At 55.5% G+C, this 22,293-nt stretch carries 20 protein-coding genes; 18 read left to right on the forward strand and 2 right to left on the reverse strand.

Annotated elements, in window-relative coordinates:
• The first annotated feature begins 1 nt into the window (after window position 1).
• The 10 genes from nuoE (at window position 2) to nuoN (ending at window position 12,122) form a co-directional block, all read left to right on the forward strand.
• A complete protein-coding gene (gene nuoE, locus SK35_RS07805; RefSeq protein WP_003028069.1) occupies window positions 2–502 on the forward strand; it encodes an NADH-quinone oxidoreductase subunit NuoE in 501 nt (166 codons plus the stop codon).
• The gene (nuoF, locus tag SK35_RS07810; RefSeq protein WP_003834753.1) at window positions 499–1,836 is read left to right on the forward strand and encodes an NADH-quinone oxidoreductase subunit NuoF; all 1,338 of its coding nucleotides are present in this window, start codon (window positions 499–501) and stop codon (window positions 1,834–1,836) included. Before nuoE ends, nuoF begins: the two co-directional genes overlap by 4 nt.
• Before the next feature lie 80 nt (window positions 1,837–1,916).
• Window positions 1,917–4,643: an NADH-quinone oxidoreductase subunit NuoG gene (gene nuoG / locus SK35_RS07815; protein ID WP_032941985.1), complete on the forward strand. Its 2,727-nt coding sequence runs from the start codon at window positions 1,917–1,919 to the stop codon at window positions 4,641–4,643.
• A complete protein-coding gene (gene nuoH / locus SK35_RS07820) occupies window positions 4,640–5,617 on the forward strand; it encodes an NADH-quinone oxidoreductase subunit NuoH (protein ID WP_048215856.1) in 978 nt (325 codons plus the stop codon). Before nuoG ends, nuoH begins: the two co-directional genes overlap by 4 nt.
• 14 nt (window positions 5,618–5,631) lie before the next feature.
• Window positions 5,632–6,174 carry an NADH-quinone oxidoreductase subunit NuoI gene (gene nuoI / locus SK35_RS07825; RefSeq protein WP_003028062.1) on the forward strand — a complete coding sequence of 181 codons (543 nt, stop codon included), beginning with the start codon at window positions 5,632–5,634 and terminating at the stop codon, window positions 6,172–6,174.
• An 11-nt stretch (window positions 6,175–6,185) separates the two neighbouring features.
• Window positions 6,186–6,740 (forward strand): NADH-quinone oxidoreductase subunit J, encoded by a 555-nt coding sequence (gene nuoJ / locus SK35_RS07830; RefSeq protein WP_003028059.1) that lies wholly within the window; start codon window positions 6,186–6,188, stop codon window positions 6,738–6,740.
• Window positions 6,737–7,039, forward strand: a complete 303-nt coding sequence (gene nuoK / locus SK35_RS07835) for an NADH-quinone oxidoreductase subunit NuoK (RefSeq protein ID WP_000612644.1) — start codon at window positions 6,737–6,739, stop codon at window positions 7,037–7,039. Before nuoJ ends, nuoK begins: the two co-directional genes overlap by 4 nt.
• Window positions 7,036–8,877: an NADH-quinone oxidoreductase subunit L gene (gene nuoL, locus SK35_RS07840; protein WP_003834744.1), complete on the forward strand. Its 1,842-nt coding sequence runs from the start codon at window positions 7,036–7,038 to the stop codon at window positions 8,875–8,877. The genes nuoK and nuoL overlap by 4 nt, the downstream gene beginning before the upstream one ends.
• Window positions 8,878–9,128: 251 nt before the next feature.
• Complete coding sequence (gene nuoM, locus SK35_RS07845; RefSeq protein ID WP_003027692.1) at window positions 9,129–10,658, forward strand: NADH-quinone oxidoreductase subunit M; 1,530 nt, start codon at window positions 9,129–9,131, stop codon at window positions 10,656–10,658.
• 6 nt (window positions 10,659–10,664) lie between these two features.
• Window positions 10,665–12,122, forward strand: a complete 1,458-nt coding sequence (nuoN, locus tag SK35_RS07850) for an NADH-quinone oxidoreductase subunit NuoN (protein ID WP_048215857.1) — start codon at window positions 10,665–10,667, stop codon at window positions 12,120–12,122.
• A 58-nt stretch (window positions 12,123–12,180) separates the two neighbouring features.
• Here the strand turns inward: nuoN and SK35_RS07855 are convergent, their stop codons facing one another.
• On the reverse strand, window positions 12,181–13,185 hold the full coding sequence (locus SK35_RS07855) for a chemotaxis protein (RefSeq protein ID WP_048215858.1): 1,005 nt from the start codon (window positions 13,183–13,185) through the stop codon (window positions 12,181–12,183).
• Between the two features lie 64 nt (window positions 13,186–13,249).
• A complete protein-coding gene (gene rbn / locus SK35_RS07860) occupies window positions 13,250–14,167 on the reverse strand; it encodes a ribonuclease BN (RefSeq protein WP_048215859.1) in 918 nt (305 codons plus the stop codon).
• Between the two features lie 67 nt (window positions 14,168–14,234).
• On the opposite strand from rbn, the gene SK35_RS07865 reads away from it, so the two are divergent.
• The 8 genes from SK35_RS07865 to menE all read left to right on the forward strand — a co-directional run bounded on the left by SK35_RS07865 (window position 14,235) and on the right by menE (window position 22,236).
• Window positions 14,235–14,696, forward strand: a complete 462-nt coding sequence (locus SK35_RS07865) for a GNAT family N-acetyltransferase (RefSeq protein WP_008785342.1) — start codon at window positions 14,235–14,237, stop codon at window positions 14,694–14,696.
• Between the two features lie 63 nt (window positions 14,697–14,759).
• Window positions 14,760–15,065 (forward strand): stress response protein ElaB, encoded by a 306-nt coding sequence (gene elaB, locus SK35_RS07870; RefSeq protein WP_003027683.1) that lies wholly within the window; start codon window positions 14,760–14,762, stop codon window positions 15,063–15,065.
• A 104-nt stretch (window positions 15,066–15,169) separates the two neighbouring features.
• Window positions 15,170–16,468 carry an isochorismate synthase MenF gene (gene menF, locus SK35_RS07875; protein WP_048215860.1) on the forward strand — a complete coding sequence of 433 codons (1,299 nt, stop codon included), beginning with the start codon at window positions 15,170–15,172 and terminating at the stop codon, window positions 16,466–16,468.
• An 87-nt stretch (window positions 16,469–16,555) separates the two neighbouring features.
• Window positions 16,556–18,226 carry a 2-succinyl-5-enolpyruvyl-6-hydroxy-3-cyclohexene-1-carboxylic-acid synthase gene (menD, locus tag SK35_RS07880; RefSeq protein ID WP_048215861.1) on the forward strand — a complete coding sequence of 557 codons (1,671 nt, stop codon included), beginning with the start codon at window positions 16,556–16,558 and terminating at the stop codon, window positions 18,224–18,226.
• Window positions 18,223–18,981 carry a 2-succinyl-6-hydroxy-2,4-cyclohexadiene-1-carboxylate synthase gene (gene menH, locus SK35_RS07885; protein WP_048215862.1) on the forward strand — a complete coding sequence of 253 codons (759 nt, stop codon included), beginning with the start codon at window positions 18,223–18,225 and terminating at the stop codon, window positions 18,979–18,981. Before menD ends, menH begins: the two co-directional genes overlap by 4 nt.
• Before the next feature lie 14 nt (window positions 18,982–18,995).
• On the forward strand, window positions 18,996–19,853 hold the full coding sequence (menB, locus tag SK35_RS07890) for a 1,4-dihydroxy-2-naphthoyl-CoA synthase (protein WP_003027671.1): 858 nt from the start codon (window positions 18,996–18,998) through the stop codon (window positions 19,851–19,853).
• Window positions 19,853–20,815 (forward strand): o-succinylbenzoate synthase, encoded by a 963-nt coding sequence (menC, locus tag SK35_RS07895; protein WP_048215863.1) that lies wholly within the window; start codon window positions 19,853–19,855, stop codon window positions 20,813–20,815. Before menB ends, menC begins: the two co-directional genes overlap by 1 nt.
• Window positions 20,812–22,236, forward strand: a complete 1,425-nt coding sequence (gene menE / locus SK35_RS07900) for an o-succinylbenzoate--CoA ligase (protein ID WP_048215864.1) — start codon at window positions 20,812–20,814, stop codon at window positions 22,234–22,236. Before menC ends, menE begins: the two co-directional genes overlap by 4 nt.
• Window positions 22,237–22,293: the final 57 nt, after the last annotated feature.

Below are 22,293 nucleotides of genomic sequence, written 5' to 3' on the forward strand. Positions count from 1 at the left end.
TATGCACGAGAATCAACAACCACAAACCGAGGCTTTTGAGCTGAGTGCGGCTGAGCGTGAAGCGATTGAGCACGAGAAGCACCACTACGAAGACCCGCGTGCGGCGTCCATTGAAGCGCTGAAAATCGTTCAGAAACAGCGTGGCTGGGTGCCGGATGGGGCGATCTATGCGATCGCTGATGTGCTGGGTATTCCGGCAAGCGACGTAGAAGGTGTTGCTACGTTTTATAGCCAGATCTTCCGCCAGCCGGTAGGTCGCCACGTGATCCGCTATTGCGACAGCGTGGTGTGCCATATCAACGGCTACCAGGGGATCCAGGCCGCGCTTGAGAAAAAACTCAACATCAAGCCGGGGCAGACGACCTTTGATGGTCGCTTTACGCTGCTGCCGACCTGTTGCCTGGGGAACTGCGATAAAGGGCCAAACATGATGATCGATGAGGATACTCACGCTCACCTGACCCCGGAAGGCATTCCCGAACTACTGGAGCGGTATAAATGAAAGACATTATCCGTACTCCCGAAACCCATCCGCTGACCTGGCGTCTGCGTGATGACAAACAGCCGGTCTGGCTGGACGAATACCGTAGCAAGAACGGCTACGAAGGTGCGCGTAAGGCCCTGACCGGGCTGTCACCGGACGAAATCGTTAATCAGGTAAAAGACGCTGGCCTGAAAGGGCGCGGCGGCGCGGGCTTTTCCACCGGTCTGAAGTGGAGCCTGATGCCGAAAGACGAATCCATGAACATCCGTTACCTGCTGTGTAACGCCGATGAAATGGAGCCGGGCACCTATAAAGACCGTCTGCTGATGGAACAGCTGCCGCACCTGCTGGTGGAAGGCATGCTGATTTCCGCGTTTGCGCTGAAAGCGTACCGTGGTTACATCTTCCTGCGCGGTGAATATATCGAAGCCGCCGTACATCTGCGTCGCGCGATTGCCGAAGCGACCGAAGCCGGTCTGCTTGGCAAAAACATCATGGGCACTGGTTTCGACTTCGAACTGTTTGTCCACACTGGGGCAGGGCGTTACATCTGCGGTGAAGAAACCGCGCTGATCAACTCCCTCGAAGGTCGCCGTGCTAACCCACGTTCCAAGCCGCCGTTCCCGGCAAGCTCTGGCGCATGGGGCAAACCGACCTGCGTAAACAACGTCGAAACCCTGTGTAACGTACCGGCTATCCTCGCGAACGGCGTGGAGTGGTACCAGAACATTTCGAAGAGCAAAGACGCGGGCACCAAGCTGATGGGCTTCTCTGGTCGCGTGAAGAATCCTGGCCTGTGGGAACTGCCTTTCGGTACTACCGCGCGTGAGATCCTCGAAGATTACGCGGGCGGCATGCGCGATGGACTGAAGTTTAAAGCCTGGCAGCCAGGCGGTGCAGGGACTGACTTCCTGACCGAAGCACACCTCGATCTGCCGATGGAATTCGAAAGCATTGGTAAAGCAGGTAGCCGTCTGGGCACTGCGCTGGCCATGGCTGTTGATCACGAGATTGGCATGGTTCCTTTGGTGCGTAACCTCGAAGAGTTCTTTGCCCGCGAGTCTTGCGGCTGGTGTACGCCGTGCCGTGACGGTCTGCCGTGGAGTGTGAAAATTCTGCGCGCGCTAGAGCGTGGCGAAGGCCAGCCTGGGGATATCGAGACACTTGAGCAACTGTGTCGTTTCCTCGGCCCGGGTAAAACCTTCTGTGCACACGCACCGGGTGCAGTGGAACCGCTGCAGAGCGCCATTAAATATTTCCGCGAAGAATTCGAAGCTGGCATCAAGCAGTCCTTCAGCAATACCCATCAGATTGGTGGTATTCAGCCGAACCTGCTGAAAGAGCGCTGGTGATTACAGGGTTAGCCCTGTGTCGCGATAAGAAATTCGATTAACGCTCGGTTACGACCGAGCCAACTGGAAGCATGCTGACTATGGCTACGATTCATGTAGACGGCAAAGAATATGAGGTCAACGGAGCGGACAACCTGCTGGAAGCTTGTCTGTCTCTCGGCCTTGATATTCCGTACTTTTGCTGGCACCCGGCGCTGGGAAGCGTCGGTGCTTGCCGCCAGTGTGCGGTGAAGCAATATCAAAACGCGGAAGACACGCGTGGTCGCCTGGTGATGTCTTGTATGACACCGGCCACCGAAGGCACCTTTATTTCTATTGATGACGAAGAAGCGAAACAGTTCCGCGAAAGCGTCGTGGAGTGGTTGATGACTAACCACCCGCACGACTGTCCGGTCTGTGAAGAGGGCGGCAACTGCCACCTGCAGGATATGACCGTCATGACCGGTCACAGCTTCCGTCGCTACCGCTTCACGAAGCGTACTCACCGTAACCAGGACCTGGGGCCGTTCATCTCTCACGAAATGAACCGCTGCATCGCCTGCTATCGCTGCGTACGTTACTACAAAGATTACGCCGATGGCGCGGATCTGGGCGTCTATGGCGCACATGACAACGTCTACTTCGGTCGCCCGGAAGACGGTACGCTCGAAAGCGAGTTCTCTGGTAACCTGGTAGAAATTTGCCCGACCGGCGTCTTCACTGATAAAACGCACTCCGAGCGTTATAACCGTAAATGGGACATGCAGTTTGCGCCGAGCATCTGCCAGCAGTGTTCCATCGGCTGTAACACCAGCCCGGGCGAACGCTACGGTGAACTGCGTCGTATCGAAAACCGTTATAACGGTACCGTTAACCACTACTTCCTCTGCGACCGTGGTCGTTTTGGCTATGGTTACGTGAACCTGAAAGACCGTCCGCGTCAGCCGGTACAGCGTCGTGGCGATGACCTGATCACGCTCAACGCCGAGCAGGCGATGCAGGGCGCGGCAGATATTCTGCGTCAGTCGAAGAAAGTAATTGGTATCGGCTCCCCGCGCGCCAGCGTTGAAAGTAACTTCGCGCTGCGTGAACTGGTGGGTGCGGATAACTTCTATACCGGTATCGCCCAGGGCGAGCAGGAACGTCTGCAACTGGCACTGAGCGTGCTGCGTGACGGCGGGATCCATACTCCGGCACTGCGCGAAATCGAATCTTATGATGCGGTTCTGGTGCTGGGCGAAGATGTCACCCAGACCGGCGCACGCGTTGCGCTGGCAGTGCGTCAGGCGGTGAAAGGTAAAGCGCGTGAAATGGCGGCGGCACAGAAAGTGGCTGACTGGCAGATCGCAGCAATCCTTAACATCGGCCAGCGTGCTAAGCACCCGCTGTTCGTTACCAACGTCGATAACACCCGTCTGGATGACATCGCCGCATGGACCTATCGTGCACCGGTTGAAGATCAGGCGCGTTTAGGTTTCGCTATCGCTCATGCGCTGGATAACAACGCTCCGGCGGTTGACGGTATCGACCGTGACCTGCAAAACAAAATTGACGTTATCGTTCAGGCACTGGCCGGGGCGAAGAAACCACTGATTATTTCCGGCACCAACGCCGGTAGCGCCGAAGTGATTCAGGCGGCTGCCAACGTGGCGAAGGCGCTGAAAGGCCGTGGCGCAGACGTCGGCATCACCATGATTGCTCGCTCTGTTAACAGCATGGGCCTGGGTATGATTGGCGGTGGTTCCCTTGACGATGCGCTGACCGAGCTGGAAACAGGTCGTGCTGACGCCGTTGTGGTGCTGGAGAATGACCTGCATCGCCATGCTTCAGCAACGCGTGTGAACGCAGCGCTGGCGAAAGCGCCGCTGGTACTGGTCATTGACCATCAGCGTACGGCAATTATGGAAAACGCTCATCTGGTGCTTTCCGCCGCAAGTTTCGCCGAAAGCGATGGTACGGTGATTAACAACGAAGGCCGCGCTCAGCGTTTCTTCCAGGTCTACGACCCGTCCTACTACGACAGTAACACCGTGATGCTGGAAAGCTGGCGCTGGCTGCACTCGCTGCACAGCACCGTGCAGAGCCGCGAAGTGGATTGGACGCAGCTCGACCACGTTATCGACGCGGTCGTTGAGAAGCTGCCGCAACTGGCGGGTATCAAAGATGCCGCTCCGGACGCAAGCTTCCGTATCCGTGGACAGAAATTGGCTCGTGAACCGCACCGCTACAGCGGTCGTACCGCAATGCGCGCCAACATCAGCGTACACGAACCGCGCCAGCCGCAGGACAAAGACACAATGTTCGCCTTCTCTATGGAAGGGAACAACCAACCGTCTGCGCCGCGTTCACAAATTCCGTTTGCCTGGGCTCCGGGCTGGAACTCCCCACAGGCGTGGAACAAGTTCCAGGATGAAGTGGGCGGTAAACTGCGTCATGGCGATCCGGGCGTGCGTCTGATCGAAGCTTCTGCAGATGGTATGGATTACTTCACTACCGTTCCGGCGAGCTTCCAGGCTCAGGATGGTCAGTGGCGTATAGCGCCGTACTACCATCTGTTTGGCAGTGACGAAATGTCCCAGCGTGCGCCAGTCTTCCAGACCCGTATGCCGCAGCCGTACATCAAACTCAACCCGGCTGATGCCGCGAAGTTGGGTGTTAATGCCGGTACGCGCGTTTCTTTCAGCTACGATGGCAACACGGTTACGCTGCCGGTTGAAATCGCTGAAGGATTAACGGCAGGGCAGGTTGGTTTGCCGATGGGTATGCCTGGCATCGCGCCGGTTCTGGCAGGTGCGCGTCTTGAGGATCTGCAGGAGGCACAACAATGAGTTGGATTACACCCGATCTGATTGAGATCCTGCTGAGCATTCTCAAAGCGGTCGTGATCCTGCTGGTGGTGGTCACCTGCGGGGCATTCATGAGCTTTGGCGAACGTCGTCTGCTGGGTCTGTTTCAGAACCGTTACGGACCGAACCGTGTTGGCTGGGGCGGTTCGCTCCAGCTGGTTGCGGACATGATCAAGATGTTCTTTAAAGAAGACTGGATCCCGAAATTCTCGGATCGCGTCATCTTTACCCTGGCACCGATGATCGCCTTCACCTCGCTGCTGCTGGCTTTCGCCATCGTGCCGGTGAGTCCGAACTGGGTGGTTGCTGACCTGAACATCGGGATCCTGTTCTTCCTGATGATGGCGGGCCTCGCGGTATACGCGGTGCTGTTCGCTGGCTGGTCCAGTAACAACAAATACTCCCTGCTCGGTGCGATGCGTGCTTCTGCGCAGACGCTGAGCTACGAAGTGTTCCTCGGGCTTTCCCTGATGGGCGTGGTGGCGCAGGCCGGTTCATTTAACATGACCGACATCGTCAACAACCAGGCTGATATCTGGAACGTTATTCCGCAGTTCTTTGGTTTTGTCAACTTTGCCATCGCGGGCGTGGCGGTGTGCCACCGTCACCCGTTTGACCAGCCAGAAGCCGAGCAGGAACTGGCCGACGGTTACCACATTGAATATTCCGGTATGAAATTCGGTTTGTTCTTCGTGGGTGAATACATCGGCATCGTCACCATTTCTGCACTGATGGTTACCCTGTTCTTCGGTGGCTGGCATGGCCCGTTCTTACCGCCATTCGTCTGGTTCGCGCTGAAAACCGCGTTCTTCATGATGATGTTCATTTTGATTCGTGCGTCGTTACCGCGTCCTCGTTATGACCAGGTAATGTCCTTCGGCTGGAAAGTCTGTCTGCCGCTGACGCTCGTCAACTTGCTGGTAACGGCGGCTGTCATTCTCTGGCAGGCGCAATAAGGGACACAAAGACCATGACCTTAAAAGAATTGTTCGTAGGTTTCGGCACCCAGGTACGTAGTATCTGGATGATCGGCCTGCATGCGTTCGCGAAACGCGAAACGCAGATGTATCCGGAAGAGCCGGTCTATCTACCGCCCCGTTTTCGTGGTCGTATCGTTCTGACTCGTGATCCAGACGGTGAAGAGCGCTGCGTTGCCTGTAACCTGTGTGCGGTAGCGTGTCCGGTAGGCTGTATTTCTCTGCAAAAAGCAGAGACCAAAGACGGCCGCTGGTATCCGGAGTTTTTCCGCATTAACTTCTCACGCTGCATTTTCTGCGGCCTGTGCGAAGAAGCCTGTCCGACTACGGCTATTCAGCTGACTCCAGATTTCGAGCTGGGTGAGTACAAGCGCCAGGACCTGGTTTACGAGAAAGAGGATCTGCTGATCTCCGGTCCGGGCAAATACCCGGAATATAACTTCTACCGGATGGCAGGTATGGCAATCGACGGCAAAGATAAGGGCGAAGCAGAGAACGAAGCTAAGCCTATCGACGTCAAGAGCCTGTTACCGTAAGGAGAGGGGCAATGGAGTTCGCTTTTTATATCTGTGGCCTGATAGCCATTCTCGCAACCTTGCGGGTGATCACCCACACCAATCCGGTACACGCGTTGCTGTACCTGATTATTTCGCTGCTGGCGATTTCTGGGGTGTTCTTCTCGTTAGGCGCTTACTTCGCCGGTGCGCTGGAAATTATCGTCTACGCGGGCGCCATCATGGTGCTGTTCGTGTTCGTGGTGATGATGCTCAACCTTGGTGGTTCTGAAATTGAACAGGAACGTCAGTGGCTGAAACCGCAGGTGTGGATTGGTCCGGCGATTCTGTCGGCCATTATGCTGGTGGTTATTGTTTACGCCATTCTGGGCGTTAACGATCAGGGCATCGACGGCACGCCAATTAGCGCGAAAGCAGTCGGTATTTCCCTGTTCGGACCGTATGTACTGGCGGTTGAACTGGCTTCGATGCTGCTGCTGGCGGGTCTGGTTGTGGCCTTCCACGTGGGGCGCGAAGAGCGTTCTGGTGAAGTGCTGAGCAATCGCACCGATGACCGCGCGAAAAGAAAAACGGAGGAGCACGCATGATCCCCTTACAACATGGACTGATCCTCGCTGCGATCTTATTCGTGCTGGGCTTAACCGGTCTGGTTATCCGCCGCAATCTGCTGTTTATGCTGATCGGACTGGAAATCATGATTAACGCCTCCGCGCTGGCCTTTGTGGTCGCCGGAAGCTACTGGGGCCAGACCGATGGTCAGGTGATGTATATTCTCGCCATCAGCCTTGCGGCTGCCGAAGCGAGCATTGGGCTTGCGCTGTTGCTGCAACTTCATCGCCGTCGCCAGAACCTGAACATCGATTCAGTAAGTGAGATGCGTGGATGAACATGCTTGCCTTAACCATTATTCTGCCATTTATTGGCTTTGTATTACTGGCGTTTTCTCGTGGTCGTTGGTCAGAAAATCTGTCCGCTACCGTGGGTGTCGGGTCGATCGGTCTGGCCGCGCTGGTGACTGCGTTTGTTGGCGTTGATTTCTTTGCCAATGGCCAGCAGGCTTACAGCCAGCCGCTGTGGACGTGGATGTCAGTCGGCGACTTCAACATCGGTTTTAACCTGGTGCTGGACGGCCTGTCGCTGACCATGCTCTCCGTGGTGACCGGCGTTGGTTTCCTGATCCACATGTTCGCCTCCTGGTATATGCGCGGAGAAGAGGGCTATTCTCGTTTCTTCGCCTACACCAACCTGTTTATCGCCAGCATGGTGGTTCTGGTGCTGGCGGATAACCTGCTGCTGATGTACCTCGGCTGGGAAGGCGTGGGCCTGTGCTCCTATCTGCTGATTGGTTTCTACTACACCGATCCGAAGAATGGCGCTGCGGCAATGAAAGCCTTCGTGGTAACCCGCGTTGGTGACGTATTCCTGGCGTTCGCGCTGTTCATCCTCTACAACGAGCTGGGCACGCTGAACTTCCGCGAAATGGTGGAACTGGCGCCTGCGCACTTTGCAGACGGTAACAACATGCTGATGTGGGCAACCCTGATGCTGCTGGGCGGTGCGGTCGGTAAATCTGCACAGCTGCCGTTGCAGACCTGGCTTGCTGATGCGATGGCCGGCCCGACGCCTGTCTCCGCGTTGATCCACGCCGCGACGATGGTTACCGCTGGTGTCTACCTGATAGCACGTACGCACGGCCTGTTCCTGATGACGCCTGAAATCCTGCACCTGGTGGGGATTATCGGTGCGATCACGCTGGTGCTGGCGGGTTTTGCTGCGCTGGTACAGACCGACATCAAACGCGTTCTTGCGTACTCCACCATGAGCCAGATTGGTTATATGTTCCTGGCTCTCGGCGTACAGGCGTGGGATGCGGCGATTTTCCACCTGATGACGCACGCCTTCTTTAAAGCGCTGCTGTTCCTGGCATCCGGCTCGGTTATCCTGGCTTGCCACCACGAACAGAACATCTTCAAGATGGGCGGGCTGCGTAAGTCAATTCCGCTGGTGTATCTCTGCTTCCTGATCGGTGGCGCGGCGCTGTCGGCTCTGCCGCTGATTACCGCTGGCTTCTTCAGTAAGGATGAGATTCTGGCCGGTGCAATGGCGAATGGTCATATTAATCTGATGGTTGCAGGTCTGGTCGGTGCATTCATGACCTCTCTGTACACCTTCCGTATGATTTTCATCGTGTTCCACGGTAAAGAACAAATTCACGCCCACGCAGGGAAGGGGATTACCCATCATCTGCCGCTGATTGTGCTGATGATCCTGTCCACCTTCGTTGGCGCGCTGATTGTGCCGCCGCTGCAGGGTGTACTGCCTGCGACGACCGAGCTTGAGCATGGTCGCGTCATGACGCTGGAAATTACCTCCGGTATCGTAGCGATTGCGGGCATCCTGATCGCAGCATGGCTGTGGCTGGGTAAACGCACACTGGTGACGTCGATTGCGAACAGTGCGCCGGGCCGCCTGCTGGGTACCTGGTGGTATAACGCCTGGGGCTTCGACTGGCTGTACGACAAAGTGTTCGTTAAGCCGTTCCTGGGTGTTGCCTGGTTGCTGAAACGCGATCCGCTCAACTCAATGATGAACATTCCGGCGATCCTTTCCCGCTTTGCAGGTAAAGGCCTGCTGTTGAGCGAGAACGGTTATCTGCGCTGGTATGTTGCATCAATGAGCATCGGCGCCGTCGTTGTGCTGGCACTGTTGATGGTACTGCGTTGAGTTTGTTGGCTGGATGAACGATTGCCGGATGGCGCTGCGCTTATCCGGCCTACAAACCCAAAAATAATTTTTAGAATTCGTTGAAAATCTGTTCCTGATGTACAGGCGTCATCGACGAAGTCAGACCGGAGACCGCCAGCGCAGAGCAACCGGAGCGTACTGAAGTACGTGAAGATTGCGAGCACTGCCGGGATTTGGGCTGACGAGTGAGATAGCCTGAGCAGGAGTAAATATAAGGGACATACTTAGCTATGTTATTACCCTGGTTGATATTAATTCCCTTTATCGGTGGCTTCCTGTGCTGGCAGACCGAACGCTTTGGCGTGAAGGTGCCGCGCTGGATCGCGCTGATTACCATGGGATTGACGCTGGCGCTTGGCCTGCAACTGTGGTTGCAGGGCGGCTATTCACTGACGCAATCCGCTGGCATTCCGCAGTGGCAGTCTGAATTTGTCCTGCCGTGGATCCCACGTTTTGGCATCTCTATTCATCTGGCTATCGACGGTCTGTCGCTGCTGATGGTAGTGCTGACCGGTCTGCTCGGTGTTCTGGCGGTACTTTGCTCCTGGAATGAAATCGAAAAATACCAGGGCTTCTTCCATCTGAACCTGATGTGGATCTTAGGCGGCGTGATCGGCGTGTTCCTTGCCATCGACATGTTCCTGTTCTTCTTCTTCTGGGAAATGATGCTGGTGCCGATGTACTTCCTGATCGCGTTGTGGGGCCATAAAGCCTCTGACGGTAAAACGCGTATCACTGCGGCGACCAAGTTCTTCATTTATACCCAGGCGAGTGGTCTGGTGATGTTGATTGCCATCCTGGCGCTGGTGTTTGTGCACTATAAAGCGACCGGTGTGTGGACCTTCAACTATGAAGAGCTGCTGAATACCCCGATGTCCCACGGTGTGGAATATCTGTTGATGCTGGGCTTCTTCATCGCCTTCGCGGTGAAAATGCCGGTAGTTCCGCTGCACGGCTGGTTGCCGGATGCGCACTCCCAGGCGCCGACCGCAGGTTCCGTTGACCTGGCGGGGATCTTGCTGAAAACCGCGGCTTACGGTCTGCTGCGCTTCTCTCTGCCGCTGTTCCCGAACGCGTCGGCTGAGTTTGCACCTATCGCAATGTGGCTGGGCGTTATCGGTATCTTCTACGGCGCGTGGATGGCCTTTAATCAGTACGACATCAAACGTCTGATCGCTTACACCTCCGTATCGCACATGGGCTTCGTACTGATTGCTATCTACACCGGCAGCCAGCTGGCGTACCAGGGTGCTGTTATCCAGATGATTGCGCACGGTCTGTCCGCAGCCGGTCTGTTCATTCTGTGTGGTCAGCTGTACGAACGTCTGCACACGCGTGATATGCGTATGATGGGCGGCCTGTGGGGCAAAATGAAATGGTTGCCTGCGCTGTCGATGTTCTTCGCAGTGTGTACGCTGGGTATGCCGGGTACAGGTAACTTCGTTGGCGAATTTATGATTCTGTTCGGCAGCTACCAGGTGGTTCCGGTCATTACCGTGATCTCGACCTTTGGTCTGGTGTTTGCCTCTGTTTACTCGCTGGCGATGCTGCATCGCGCTTACTTCGGTAAAGCGAAGAGCCAGATTGCCAGTGTTGAACTGCCAGGGATGTCGCTGCGTGAGCTGTTTATCATCCTGTTGCTGGTCGTGCTTCTGGTACTGCTTGGCTTCTATCCGCAGCCGATTCTGGATACCTCGCATTCTGCGATGAGCAACATCCAGCAGTGGTTTGTTAATTCCGTTACTACTACAAGGCCGTAAATCGCCATGACAATAACTCCACAACACCTGATTGCGCTGCTACCGCTGCTGATCGTCGGCTTGACGGTGGTGGTTGTGATGCTCTCCATTGCGTGGCGACGCAATCACTTCCTCAATGCCACGCTGTCGGTCATTGGGCTTAACGCCGCGCTTGTTTCGCTCTGGTTTGTTGGCCAGGCGGGCGCCATGGACGTCACCCCGCTGATGCGGGTTGACGGTTTCGCCATGCTCTACACCGGGCTGGTGCTGCTGGCGAGTCTTGCCACCTGTACCTTTGCTTACCCGTGGCTGGAAGGCTACGATGACAACCGGGAAGAGTTCTACCTGTTGGTGCTGATTGCCGCACTTGGCGGTATTCTGCTGGCTAACGCTAACCATCTGGCGGCGCTGTTCCTTGGTATTGAGCTTATCTCTCTGCCGCTGTTTGGTCTGGTTGGCTATGCGTTCCGTCAGAAACGTTCGCTGGAAGCCAGTATCAAATACACCATTCTGTCTGCCGCAGCGTCTTCCTTCCTGCTGTTCGGTATGGCGCTGGTGTACGCGCAGTCTGGTAATCTGTCGTTTGTTGCGCTCGGTAAGAGCCTCGGCGACGGCATGCTGCACGAACCGCTGCTGCTGGCGGGCTTCGGTCTGATGATTGTTGGCCTCGGCTTTAAACTCTCGCTGGTTCCGTTCCACCTGTGGACGCCAGACGTATACCAGGGCGCTCCTGCTCCGGTTTCCACTTTCCTGGCGACGGCGAGCAAAATCGCTATCTTCGGCGTGGTGATGCGTCTGTTCCTGTACGCACCGGTAGGGGATAGCGAAGCGGTACGTATCGTACTGGGCGTGATTGCCTTTGCTTCCATCATCTTCGGTAACCTGATGGCGCTGAGCCAGACCAATATTAAACGTCTGCTCGGTTACTCTTCTATCTCTCACCTCGGCTACCTGCTGGTGGCGCTGATTGCTCTGCAGAGCGGCGAGATGTCGATGGAAGCGGTTGGCGTTTACCTGGCCGGTTACCTGTTCAGCAGCCTCGGCGCGTTCGGTGTGGTCAGCCTGATGTCCAGCCCGTACCGCGGCCCGGATGCGGACTCTCTGTTCTCCTACCGTGGTCTGTTCTGGCATCGTCCGATCCTCGCGGCAGTGATGACGGTGATGATGCTGTCTCTGGCAGGTATCCCGATGACGCTGGGCTTTATCGGTAAGTTCTATGTACTGGCCGTCGGTGTGCAGGCTAACCTGTGGTGGCTGGTTGCCGCCGTGGTGGTCGGTTCCACGATTGGTTTGTACTACTACCTGCGCGTTGCCGTGAGCCTGTACCTGAGCGCACCGCAGCAGCTGAACCGTGATGCGCCGTCTAACTGGCAGTACAGCGCGGGCGGTATCGTGGTGCTGATTTCTGCTCTGCTGGTACTGGTGCTGGGTATTTACCCGCAACCGCTGATCAGCATTGTGCAGTTAGCGACTCCGCTGATGTAAAAGAAATACGGAAACGAAAAAACCCGCCTTGGCGGGTTTTTTTATGCGTGAAATACGGTCAGTTTAATAGCTGACGGCTCACCAGCGGACCGCTGATGCCTTTCGCTGTGCGATCCATCACTTCCTGGATCACTGAAGAAAGCTCATTGACTTCGAATTTGGCCACGTAGCCATCTGCTTTTACTCGGCGAACGTGATCTTCGTTCGCGCTACCGGAAAGCGAAGAGTGGATAACGACCGGGATTTTCTTCATACGTTCGTCGGTTTTTATCTTACGGGTAAGCGTAAAACCGTCCATCTCCGGCATTTCGAGATCGGTGAGAACCAGAGCGATCTTCTCACTGACAGGCTTGCCCTCCGCCAGCGCTTCTGCGGAAAGCTGCTGTATTTTTTCCCACGCATCCTGACCTGTTACATGCATCAGATGCGGGATCTCCATGGCGTTAAGCCCTTTTTCCAGCATTGCGCGGGCCACTTTGGAATCATCAGCCACAATCGCCACCGCACCCGGCGTGATGTTGAATTTATTGGTTTTCAGATCGGTTGCGCGCAGGTCGTGGTTCGCCGGTACGATGTCGTACAGGATCTGCTCAACGTCGAGTACCAGCGCCAGGTTGTTGGTCTCTTTGTTGTCGTCCAGGCAAGCGATACTGGTGATATAGCGACCATTGACGGCTTTCTCGGCGGTATGCACCTGTTGCCAGTCCAGGCGCATAATATTTTCCACTGACTCCACCGCAAAAGCCTGGACGCTGCGGGCATATTCTGTGATCAACAGAATATTGAGTCCGGTCTCTGGCTTACAGCCCGCGACGGCGGGCAGGTCAATCACCGGGATCACCTGATCGCGAATGTTAACCATACCCAGTAACGGGGCCTTCATACCCGCCGGACGCGTAAAGGTCGGCATCGGCACGATTTCACGCAGCTTGAATACGTTGATGCCAAACAGCTCTGATTTCTGCTCCTCAACAGATTTGCCGAGGCGAAACAGCAGCAGTTCAAAACGGTTAGACAGGGTTAGGTTTGTCCTGTCATCAATATCTTTCTGGAAATTGTTCATCCTGTCCTCAGTGTGAAAGCCAGCCTTTCCACTGTTATCGGCACTGAGGCGGAAAAATAGAGCGTTAAACGGTGAAAATGGCGAAATCGTGAGCCAGTGCCGTGTCTGGAAATATTGCTTTGCACTCTTCGAGTAATCGCTGGCAGCCTTTTTCATCGTAGCGTGAGCTAACGTGGGTCATTATCAGACGTCCCACTCCGGCATCCAGCGCCAGCTGTGCGGCTTGTCGGGTCGAGCTGTGCCCGCGACTGTTGGCTTTTTCCTCCATTGAAGCGTCCAGCGTGGTTTCGTGTACCATGACATCTACACCTCGAGCCAGTTCAATGGCGGACGCGCAGGGTCCTGTGTCACCGAAAATAGCGACTGATTTTCCCCTGGTGGGCGGGGAAAGAAAATCGGCACCGTTAATCGCTCGACCATCCTCCAGCACGATGGTTTTTCCGGCTTTCAAATCCTGAAACCACGGGCCCGCTTTAACGTCTGCCGCCTTCAGGGCGCTAGCGTCAAGCGCACCCGGTTTGTCGTGCTCTTGAATGCGAAAACCGTAGCATTCCAGCGGATGCGCCAGCGGGTAAGCCGTTACTTTTCGCAGGCCGTCATCCACAATCTCTCCCGCGGTGATTTCTACAATATCCAGCGGATAATCGGTCCAGGAGCCGCTCAGACGCAATGCGGTTTCGGTAAACTCTCGCAACCCTTTTGGCCCGTAGAGCGTCAGAGGCTGGACATTGCCGGCCATTGAGCGACTGCACAGTAGCCCCGGTAAACCAAACAGGTGATCGCCGTGCAGATGGCTGAAAAAAATACGATCGAGTTTTCCTGGATTGAAAGGCGTGGTGAGCATCTGATGCTGTGTCCCTTCGCCGCAATCAAAAAGCCACAGCCCCGCCTGAGTCGGGTGTTGCAGATTCAGTAAAATTGCCGTTACATTGCGTGAGCGCGTGGGGACTCCCGCAGACGTGCCTAAAAATAGTAATTCCATCTTTGCGTTACACTTTTCGCCATCAATAAGGCAGGGTGTTCAGGTTATCACAACATAGGGGCAGACAATGATTCACTGGCAAGATCTCCACCATGCAAAGCTGAGTACCCAACAACTGTACGCACTACTTCAGCTACGATGCGCGGTGTTTGTAGTTGAGCAACAGTGTCCGTACCAGGATGTGGATGGCGATGACCTGGCTGGAGAGAATCGGCATATTCTGGGCTGGCATAACGATGAGCTGGTGGCGTATGCGAGGATTCTGAAAAGCGATGACGAGCTGGAGCCGGTAGTGATTGGTCGGGTGATTGTAAGCGAAGCGCTGCGTGGTGAAAAACTGGGGCAACAGCTAATGGCCCAGACGCTGGCATCCTGCGCGCAACACTGGCCGCACAAGGCGTTGTATCTGGGCGCGCAGGCGCATCTGCAATCATTCTATGCACGCTTTGGCTTTGTTCCGGTTACGGATATCTATGACGAAGATGGTATTCCACACGTCGGAATGGCGCGGGAAGCACATCAGGCGTAAACAGGCGCAATCAGTCCAGGTTGTCTATAGTTAGCGGGTACGTCAATAGAAAGGGAGAATATAATGTCTTTTCATTCTTATGAATCACGTATCGATGATGATCTGGAATTATTAAGTGAAACGCTGGAAGAGGTGCTGCGTTCTTCTGGCGACCCTGCAGATCAAAAATACCTTGAGTTAAAAGCGCGGGCAGAGCGGGCGTTAGAAGAGGTGAGAAATCGCGTCAGCCATGCTTCTGACAGCTACTATTACCGTGCGAAAAAAGCCGTTTGTCGGGCGGATGACTATGTGCACGAAAAACCCTGGCGAGGAATCGGCGTTGGCGCCACGGTCGGTTTAGTGATGGGATTATTGTTAGCGCGGCGATAAATTCCGTTCTGTCATCGCATTTGTACGTACTCCCTAACTGGGGGTACTGCTTTTTCTGCTCAGTACCCCGTATAATGAGAGGTTTTTAACAGGGAGAGGTCCGCGTGCATTCAATCACTACTGCGCTGGAAAGTCTGATGCGTCATTTATCGCAAGAGATGCCAGCAGCACCTGGAATTCGTATTTACGATATACCTTTCCCACTGAATGATGCGTTTGACGCTTTAGGATGGCTGGCCAGTCAACCCGTCTGGCCCCAGTTTTACTGGCAGCAGCGTAACGGCGATGAAGAAGCCGCCGTATTAGGGACCGTCGCCGCATTTTCCTCGCTGGAATCAGCCCAGCAATTTTTACATCAGCATGATAATCATCCCGACCTGCGCATCTGGGGCCTGAATGCCTTTGAGCCTCAGCGTGGCAATTTACTGCTGCCGCGGCTGGAGTGGCGACGTTGCGCCGGAGTGGCGAGCTTACGCTTACATCTCTATAGCGACGTGTCGCTACGTGAAGACGCTACACAAGCGATCGCCTTCATCTCATCGCTTGCTCCCGTAAAACCGCTCCCTGCATTGCGTTTGAGTTTGACGGGAGAACAGCACTGGCCGGAGAAAGCTGGCTGGATAGACCTGATAAAACTCGCCACTCAAACGATCGCAGGAGAAGACCTCGATAAGGTCGTGCTGGCGCGGGCGACCGATTTACAATTTTCTCAGTCAGTTAATGCCGCTGCCGTGATGGCTTCCAGCCGTCGCTTAAATCTGAACTGCTACCATTTCTTTATGGCATTCTCCGCCGACACCGCTTTTCTTGGCTCTTCTCCTGAACGTCTGTATCGACGACGTGATACGGCGCTGCGCACCGAGGCGCTGGCCGGAACCGTGGCCAATCACCCTGAGGATCATCGGGCCTGGCAATTGGGCGACTGGCTAATGAAAGATGATAAAAACCAGCGCGAGAATATGCTGGTGGTCGAAGATATTTGCCAGCGTCTGCAAGGCTGTACGCAAACTCTCGATGTGCTGCCACCGCAGGTGCTCAGGCTGCGTAAAGTGCAGCACCTGCGCCGTTGCATCTGGACGGAACTGAATCAGGCCGACGATATGCTTTGCCTGATGCAGCTTCAGCCCACGGCGGCAGTTGCCGGTATTCCGCGTGAGCTGGCGCGTGAATTCATCCAACAAAATGAACCCTTTGAACGCGAGTGGTATGCCGGTTCAGCGGGTTATCTTTCTTTGCGCCAAAGCGAGTTTTGTGTGTCATTGCGTTCAGCGAAAATTAGCGCAAACGTGGTACGCCTGTATGCCGGGGCAGGGATTGTACGTGGCTCAGATCCTGAGCAGGAATGGCAAGAAATAGACAATAAAGCGGCAGGGTTACGTACTTTATTACAGATGGAAGGATAGTGATTTCGTGTATATTTCCGATTCATATCAAAAATCCATTTATTCGATTCTCTATACTGTGTCGCAATATTGATACCGGACAATCTCATGTCAGTAAGCGCATTTAACCGACGCTGGGCGGCGGTCATTCTGGAAGCACTCACTCGCCACGGCGTCAGGCATGTCTGCATTGCCCCTGGCTCTCGTTCTACACCGTTGACGCTGGCGGCAGCGGAAAACCCCGCATTCATCCACCACACCCATTTTGACGAGCGCGGTCTTGGGCATCTGGCTTTAGGTCTGGCAAAAGTCAGCCGGCAGCCTGTCGCCGTGATTGTGACGTCCGGTACCGCGGTGGCGAATTTGTATCCCGCGTTGATCGAAGCGGGCCTCACCGGTGAAAAACTGATTTTACTTACCGCGGACAGACCGCCAGAGCTTATCGACTGTGGCGCGAATCAGGCGATTCGTCAGGCCGGTATGTTTGCCTCGCATCCATCGCAAACGCTCTCTTTACCGCGTCCGACTCAGGACATTCCGGCAAGCTGGCTGGTGTCCACGATTGATAATGCGTTAGCTGCCCTGCATAGCGGGGCGGTTCATATCAATTGCCCGTTTGCGGAACCGCTGTATGGCGATATGGACGAAACGGGGATTGCCTGGCAGCAGCGCCTCGGCGACTGGTGGCAGGACGATAAACCCTGGCTGCGAGAAGCGCGTCGGCTGGAAAGCGACAAACAACGCGACTGGTTTATCTGGCGACAAAAACGCGGCGTAGTCATTGCGGGCCGCATGAGCGCGGAAGAAGGTAAGAAGGTTGCGCAGTGGGCGCAGACGTTAGGCTGGCCGCTGATTGGTGATGTTCTGTCGCAAACCGGACAACCGCTGCCGTGCGCCGACCTGTGGCTGGGAAATGCGAAAGCGGTAGCTGAATTGCAGCAGGCGCAGATTGTGGTGCAGCTTGGTAGCAGCCTGACCGGAAAACGTCTGCTGCAATGGCAGGTCAGCTGCGATCCGCAGGAATACTGGATTGTCGATAATATCGAAGGCCGCCTCGATCCGGCCCATCATCGCGGCCGCAGGTTGGTGGCGAAAGTTGGCGACTGGCTGGAGCTGCATCCGGCGGAGAAACGTCAGCCTTGGTGTATTGAGATCCCTCGTCTGGCGCAACAGGCCTGGCAGGCGGTAGAAGCCCGTCGTGAGGCGTTTGGTGAAGCGCAACTAGCCCACCGTATCCGCGACTATTTGCCGGAGCAGGGCCAGCTGTTTGTGGGTAACAGTCTGGTGGTGCGCCTGATTGATGCGCTGTCGCAGCTTCCGGCTGGTTACCCGGTCTATAGCAACCGTGGCGCGAGCGGTATTGACGGCCTGCTGTCAACGGCAGCAGGTGTACAGCGTGCCAGCGCGAAATCGACGCTGGCGATTGTTGGCGATTTATCTGCATTGTATGACCTGAATGCGCTGGCGTTATTGCGCCAGGTTTCTGCACCGTTTGTCCTGATAGTGGTCAATAATAACGGCGGGCAGATTTTTTCCCTGCTGCCGACGCCAGCCAGCGAACGCGAACGGTTCTATCTGATGCCGCAGAATGTACATTTCGAGCATGCTGCCGCCATGTTTAACCTTAAATACCAGCGCCCGGAAAACTGGGAGCAGCTGGAGAGCGCGTTGACTAACGCGTGGCGTACACCTGCGGCCACGGTGATTGAGCTGGTGGTGAACGAAACTGACGGGGCGCAAACCTTGCAGCAACTGCTGGCGCAGGTAAGTCATCTATGATCCTGCATGCGCAGGCGAAAGAGGGCCAAACGGGATTTCCCTGGCTGGTTTTCCTGCACGGTTTCTCTGGCGATTGCCGGGAATGGCAGACGATCGGCGAAGCGTTTCAGGATTATTCGCGGCTATACATCGACCTGCCGGGACACGGTGGCTCCGCTGACATCAGCGTGAGCGGGTTCGATGACGTAAACGTTTTGCTGCGTAACACCCTGCTTAGTTACAACATACTTAACTTTTGGTTGGTGGGATACTCTCTTGGCGGCAGAGTCGCGATGATGGCGGCCAGTCAGGAGATGCCAGGGCTTTGTGGTCTGGTGGTTGAAGGTGGACATCCCGGCTTGCAAAGCGAGGAGGCGCGCGTGCAACGCCGTCTCTCGGATGGCTGCTGGGCTGCACGATTTCGCGCAGATCCGCTACGTGAGGTGTTTAATGACTGGTATCAACAGCCCGTTTTTTCCTCGCTGAACGCGAAACAAAGAGAGGCGCTGGTCGCACTGCGTAGCCAGAATAATGGGCAAACGCTGGCGGCAATGCTGGAGGCCACCTCGCTTGCCGTACAACCTGATTTACGTGCGCAACTCACGACGCGCACATTTCCGTTTTATTATTTATGTGGTGAACGTGACGAAAAATTCCGTGCTCTGGCGGCGGAAATATCAGTACCAAACCATGTGATTCGTAATGCCGGACACAACGCGCATCGGGACAACCCCGCGGGTGTAGTGGACTGTCTGGCTCAGATTCTGCGTCGCTGACTATAGGACATTTTATGATCTATCCTGATGAAACAATGCTTTACGCACCGGTAGAATGGCACGATTGCTCTGAAGGCTATACCGACATTCTTTACGAGAAATCCACCGACGGTATCGCAAAAATCACCATTAATCGTCCACAGGTACGCAATGCCTTCCGTCCGGTCACCGTGAAAGAGATGATCCAGGCGCTGGCGGATGCCCGCTATGATGACAACATCGGCGTAATTATTCTGACCGGTGCTGGCGACAAAGCGTTCTGCGCAGGCGGCGATCAGAAAGTGCGTGGTGACTACGGCGGATACCAGGATGACTCCGGTGTGCATCACCTGAACGTACTGGACTTCCAGCGCCAGATTCGTACCTGTCCGAAACCGGTAGTAGCGATGGTTGCAGGTTTCTCCATTGGCGGTGGCCATGTGCTGCATATGATGTGTGACCTGACCATTGCGGCTGAAAACGCCATCTTTGGTCAGACCGGCCCGAAAGTCGGTTCTTTCGACGGCGGTTGGGGCGCTTCCTACATGGCGCGCATCGTCGGTCAGAAAAAAGCGCGTGAAATCTGGTTCCTGTGCCGTCAGTACGATGCGAAACAGGCGCTGGATATGGGTCTGGTCAACACCGTGGTTCCGCTGGCGGATCTGGAAAAAGAGACCGTACGCTGGTGCCGTGAAATGCTGCAAAACAGCCCAATGGCGCTGCGCTGCCTGAAAGCCGCACTGAACGCCGACTGTGATGGTCAGGCTGGTCTGCAGGAGCTGGCAGGTAACGCCACTATGCTGTTCTACATGACGGAAGAAGGTCAGGAAGGCCGTAACGCCTTTAACCAAAAACGTCAGCCTGATTTCAGCAAATTCAAACGGAATCCGTAATGCGTAGCGCGCAGGTATACCGCTGGCAGATCCCCATGGACGCGGGGGTGATTCTGCGCGACAGGCGGTTAAAAACGCGTGACGGGCTGTACGTTTGTCTTCGTGACGGCGAGCGCGAAGGGTGGGGAGAGATCTCCCCGCTGCCGGGCTTTAGTCAGGAAAGCTGGGAAGAGGCGCAAACCGAGCTGCTGGCCTGGGTGAAAGGCTGGTTGCAAGGGGATGACTCCTTACCGCAACTGCCTTCGGTCGCCTTTGGCGTAAGCTGTGCGCTGGCCGAACTGGCTGGCGTATTGCCGCAGGACGCGGACTATCGTGCTGCGCCGCTGTGTACCGGCGATCCTGACGATCTGGTGCTACAACTGGCGGATATGCCGGGCGAAAAAGTGGCGAAGATCAAGGTCGGTCTGTATGAAGCGGTCCGCGACGGCATGGTAGCCAATCTGCTGCTTGAGGCGATCCCGGAGCTGCATTTGCGACTTGACGCCAACCGGGCCTGGACGCCGTTGAAAGCACAGCAGTTCGCGAAATACGTTAATCCGGAATATCGCGGACGCATTGCCTTCCTCGAAGAACCGTGCAAAACCCGCGACGACTCCCGTGCCTTCGCGCGTGAAACAGGTATTGCCATCGCCTGGGATGAAAGCCTGCGTGAAGCGGATTTCACCTTCGAAGCCGAAGAAGGCGTCAAGGCCGTGGTTATCAAACCTACGCTGACTGGCAGTCTCGATAAAGTCCGTGAACAGGTGGCTGCGGCGCATGCGCTTGGTCTTACTGCCGTTATTAGTTCGTCAATTGAGTCGAGTCTGGGCTTAACCCAGTTGGCGAGAATTGCCGCCTGGTTAACGCCGCAGACCATTCCGGGTCTGGATACCCTGAGTCTGATGCAGTGCCAGCAGGTTCGCACCTGGCCGGGTAGCACGTTGCCGTGTATCGACGTTGATGCGCTGGAACGTCTGCTATGACCCAGCAGGAAATGCCCGATAGCGTGAGCTTATCGGGCCTGGTGCAGTTCAGTGACTGGCCGTGGCGTCACTGGCGACAGGTTCGTGCGAAGGCGCCAGCCTTACGCCTCAACGATGAGGTATTAAGCTGGAGCGATCTCTGCACACGTGTAGATCATCTGGCCTGCGGTTTTGCCGCTCAGGGCGTGGAAGAGGGCGATGGTGTTCTGCTTCGCGCCTGGAATCATCCGCGCGCTTTGCTGGCCTGGCTCGCGCTGCTGCAATGTGGGGCGCGGGTTTTACCTGTGAACCCACAGTTGCCTCAGCCGCTGCTTGATGCGCTTATCCCGGACTTAACGCTACGTTTTGCGCTGGATCTGGAGGCCGCTATCGCACTTCCGGAACTCAGTCCGTTACAGATGCAGTCGTTGCCAGGCGATCACGCTGAGGCGTGGTTGCCTGAACGTTTGAGCACGATGACGTTAACTTCAGGTTCTACCGGATTGCCAAAAGCGGCTGTTCATACCTGTCAGGCGCATCTGGCAAGCGCGCAGGGGGTGCTGTCATTAATGCCGTTTGGCGCTGAAGATGACTGGCTGCTTTCATTGCCGCTGTTTCATGTTTCCGGCCAGGGTATTTTATGGCGCTGGTTGTTTGCCGGAGCGCGAATGACCGTGCGCGACAAGCAGCCGCTGGAGAAAATGCTGGTCGGCTGCACCCATGCCTCGTTGGTCCCTACACAGTTGTGGCGCTTGTTGGTCAATAAAACGCCGGTCACGCTCAAAGCGGTGCTGCTGGGCGGCGCGGCTATTCCTGTTGAGTTGACGGAGCAGGCGCACGAGCAGGGGATTCGCTGCTGGTGCGGTTATGGACTGACGGAATTCGCTTCTACGGTCTGTGCGAAAGAGGCGGATGGTCTGGCAGATGTGGGTTCCCCTCTGGTAGGCAGAGAAGTCAGAATCGTTGATGATGAAGTCTGGTTACGGGCTGCCAGCATGGCGCAAGGTTACTGGCGTAACGGACAGCTTATTCCTTTAGTGAACGCGGAAGGCTGGTTTGCTACCCGCGATCGTGGGGTGTTAAAGGACGGCAAGTTAACTATTATCGGTCGTATGGACAATCTGTTTTTTAGCGGTGGGGAAGGCATACAGCCAGAAGAAGTGGAACGCGTGATTGCAGCGCATCCGCAGGTTCTGCAGGCCTTTATTGTCCCGTTAGAAGATAAAGAGTTTGGTCATCGTCCGGTGGCGGTCGTTGAGTATGACACCAACGCTGGCGATGCCAATCTTGCAGAGTGGGTTAAAGATAAGCTGGCCCGTTTTCAGCAACCGGTATGTTGGCTGACGTTGCCACCTGAACTCAAAGCCGGAGGGATTAAAATCTCTCGTCGCGTGTTGGCGGATTGGGTAAGTGCTTCATCATTAACATTAAGAAAACATTAATTACATTTCTCATTTTTGCCATTCTGCAGCTATTGTCCTTTTGTTTATCTGCTAAAG

Origin of the sequence: Citrobacter sp. MGH105, from assembly GCF_001037485.2 — a bacterium.
Lineage (GTDB): Bacteria > Pseudomonadota > Gammaproteobacteria > Enterobacterales > Enterobacteriaceae > Citrobacter > Citrobacter portucalensis.

Bases quoted from the DNA above. Each gene is read 5' to 3' on its own strand.
- nuoE (WP_003028069.1), top strand. From the start codon at position 2: ATGCACGAGAATCAACAACCACAAACCGAGGCTTTTGAGCTGAGTGCG.
- nuoF (WP_003834753.1), top strand. From the start codon at position 499: ATGAAAGACATTATCCGTACTCCCGAAACCCATCCGCTGACCTGGCGT.
- nuoG (WP_032941985.1), top strand. From the start codon at position 1,917: ATGGCTACGATTCATGTAGACGGCAAAGAATATGAGGTCAACGGAGCG.
- nuoH (WP_048215856.1), top strand. From the start codon at position 4,640: ATGAGTTGGATTACACCCGATCTGATTGAGATCCTGCTGAGCATTCTC.
- nuoI (WP_003028062.1), top strand. From the start codon at position 5,632: ATGACCTTAAAAGAATTGTTCGTAGGTTTCGGCACCCAGGTACGTAGT.
- nuoJ (WP_003028059.1), top strand. From the start codon at position 6,186: ATGGAGTTCGCTTTTTATATCTGTGGCCTGATAGCCATTCTCGCAACC.
- nuoK (WP_000612644.1), top strand. From the start codon at position 6,737: ATGATCCCCTTACAACATGGACTGATCCTCGCTGCGATCTTATTCGTG.
- nuoL (WP_003834744.1), top strand. From the start codon at position 7,036: ATGAACATGCTTGCCTTAACCATTATTCTGCCATTTATTGGCTTTGTA.
- nuoM (WP_003027692.1), top strand. From the start codon at position 9,129: ATGTTATTACCCTGGTTGATATTAATTCCCTTTATCGGTGGCTTCCTG.
- nuoN (WP_048215857.1), top strand. From the start codon at position 10,665: ATGACAATAACTCCACAACACCTGATTGCGCTGCTACCGCTGCTGATC.
- SK35_RS07855 (WP_048215858.1), bottom strand. From the start codon at position 13,185: ATGAACAATTTCCAGAAAGATATTGATGACAGGACAAACCTAACCCTG.
- rbn (WP_048215859.1), bottom strand. From the start codon at position 14,167: ATGGAATTACTATTTTTAGGCACGTCTGCGGGAGTCCCCACGCGCTCA.
- SK35_RS07865 (WP_008785342.1), top strand. From the start codon at position 14,235: ATGATTCACTGGCAAGATCTCCACCATGCAAAGCTGAGTACCCAACAA.
- elaB (WP_003027683.1), top strand. From the start codon at position 14,760: ATGTCTTTTCATTCTTATGAATCACGTATCGATGATGATCTGGAATTA.
- menD (WP_048215861.1), top strand. From the start codon at position 16,556: ATGTCAGTAAGCGCATTTAACCGACGCTGGGCGGCGGTCATTCTGGAA.
- menH (WP_048215862.1), top strand. From the start codon at position 18,223: ATGATCCTGCATGCGCAGGCGAAAGAGGGCCAAACGGGATTTCCCTGG.
- menB (WP_003027671.1), top strand. From the start codon at position 18,996: ATGATCTATCCTGATGAAACAATGCTTTACGCACCGGTAGAATGGCAC.
- menC (WP_048215863.1), top strand. From the start codon at position 19,853: ATGCGTAGCGCGCAGGTATACCGCTGGCAGATCCCCATGGACGCGGGG.
- menE (WP_048215864.1), top strand. From the start codon at position 20,812: ATGACCCAGCAGGAAATGCCCGATAGCGTGAGCTTATCGGGCCTGGTG.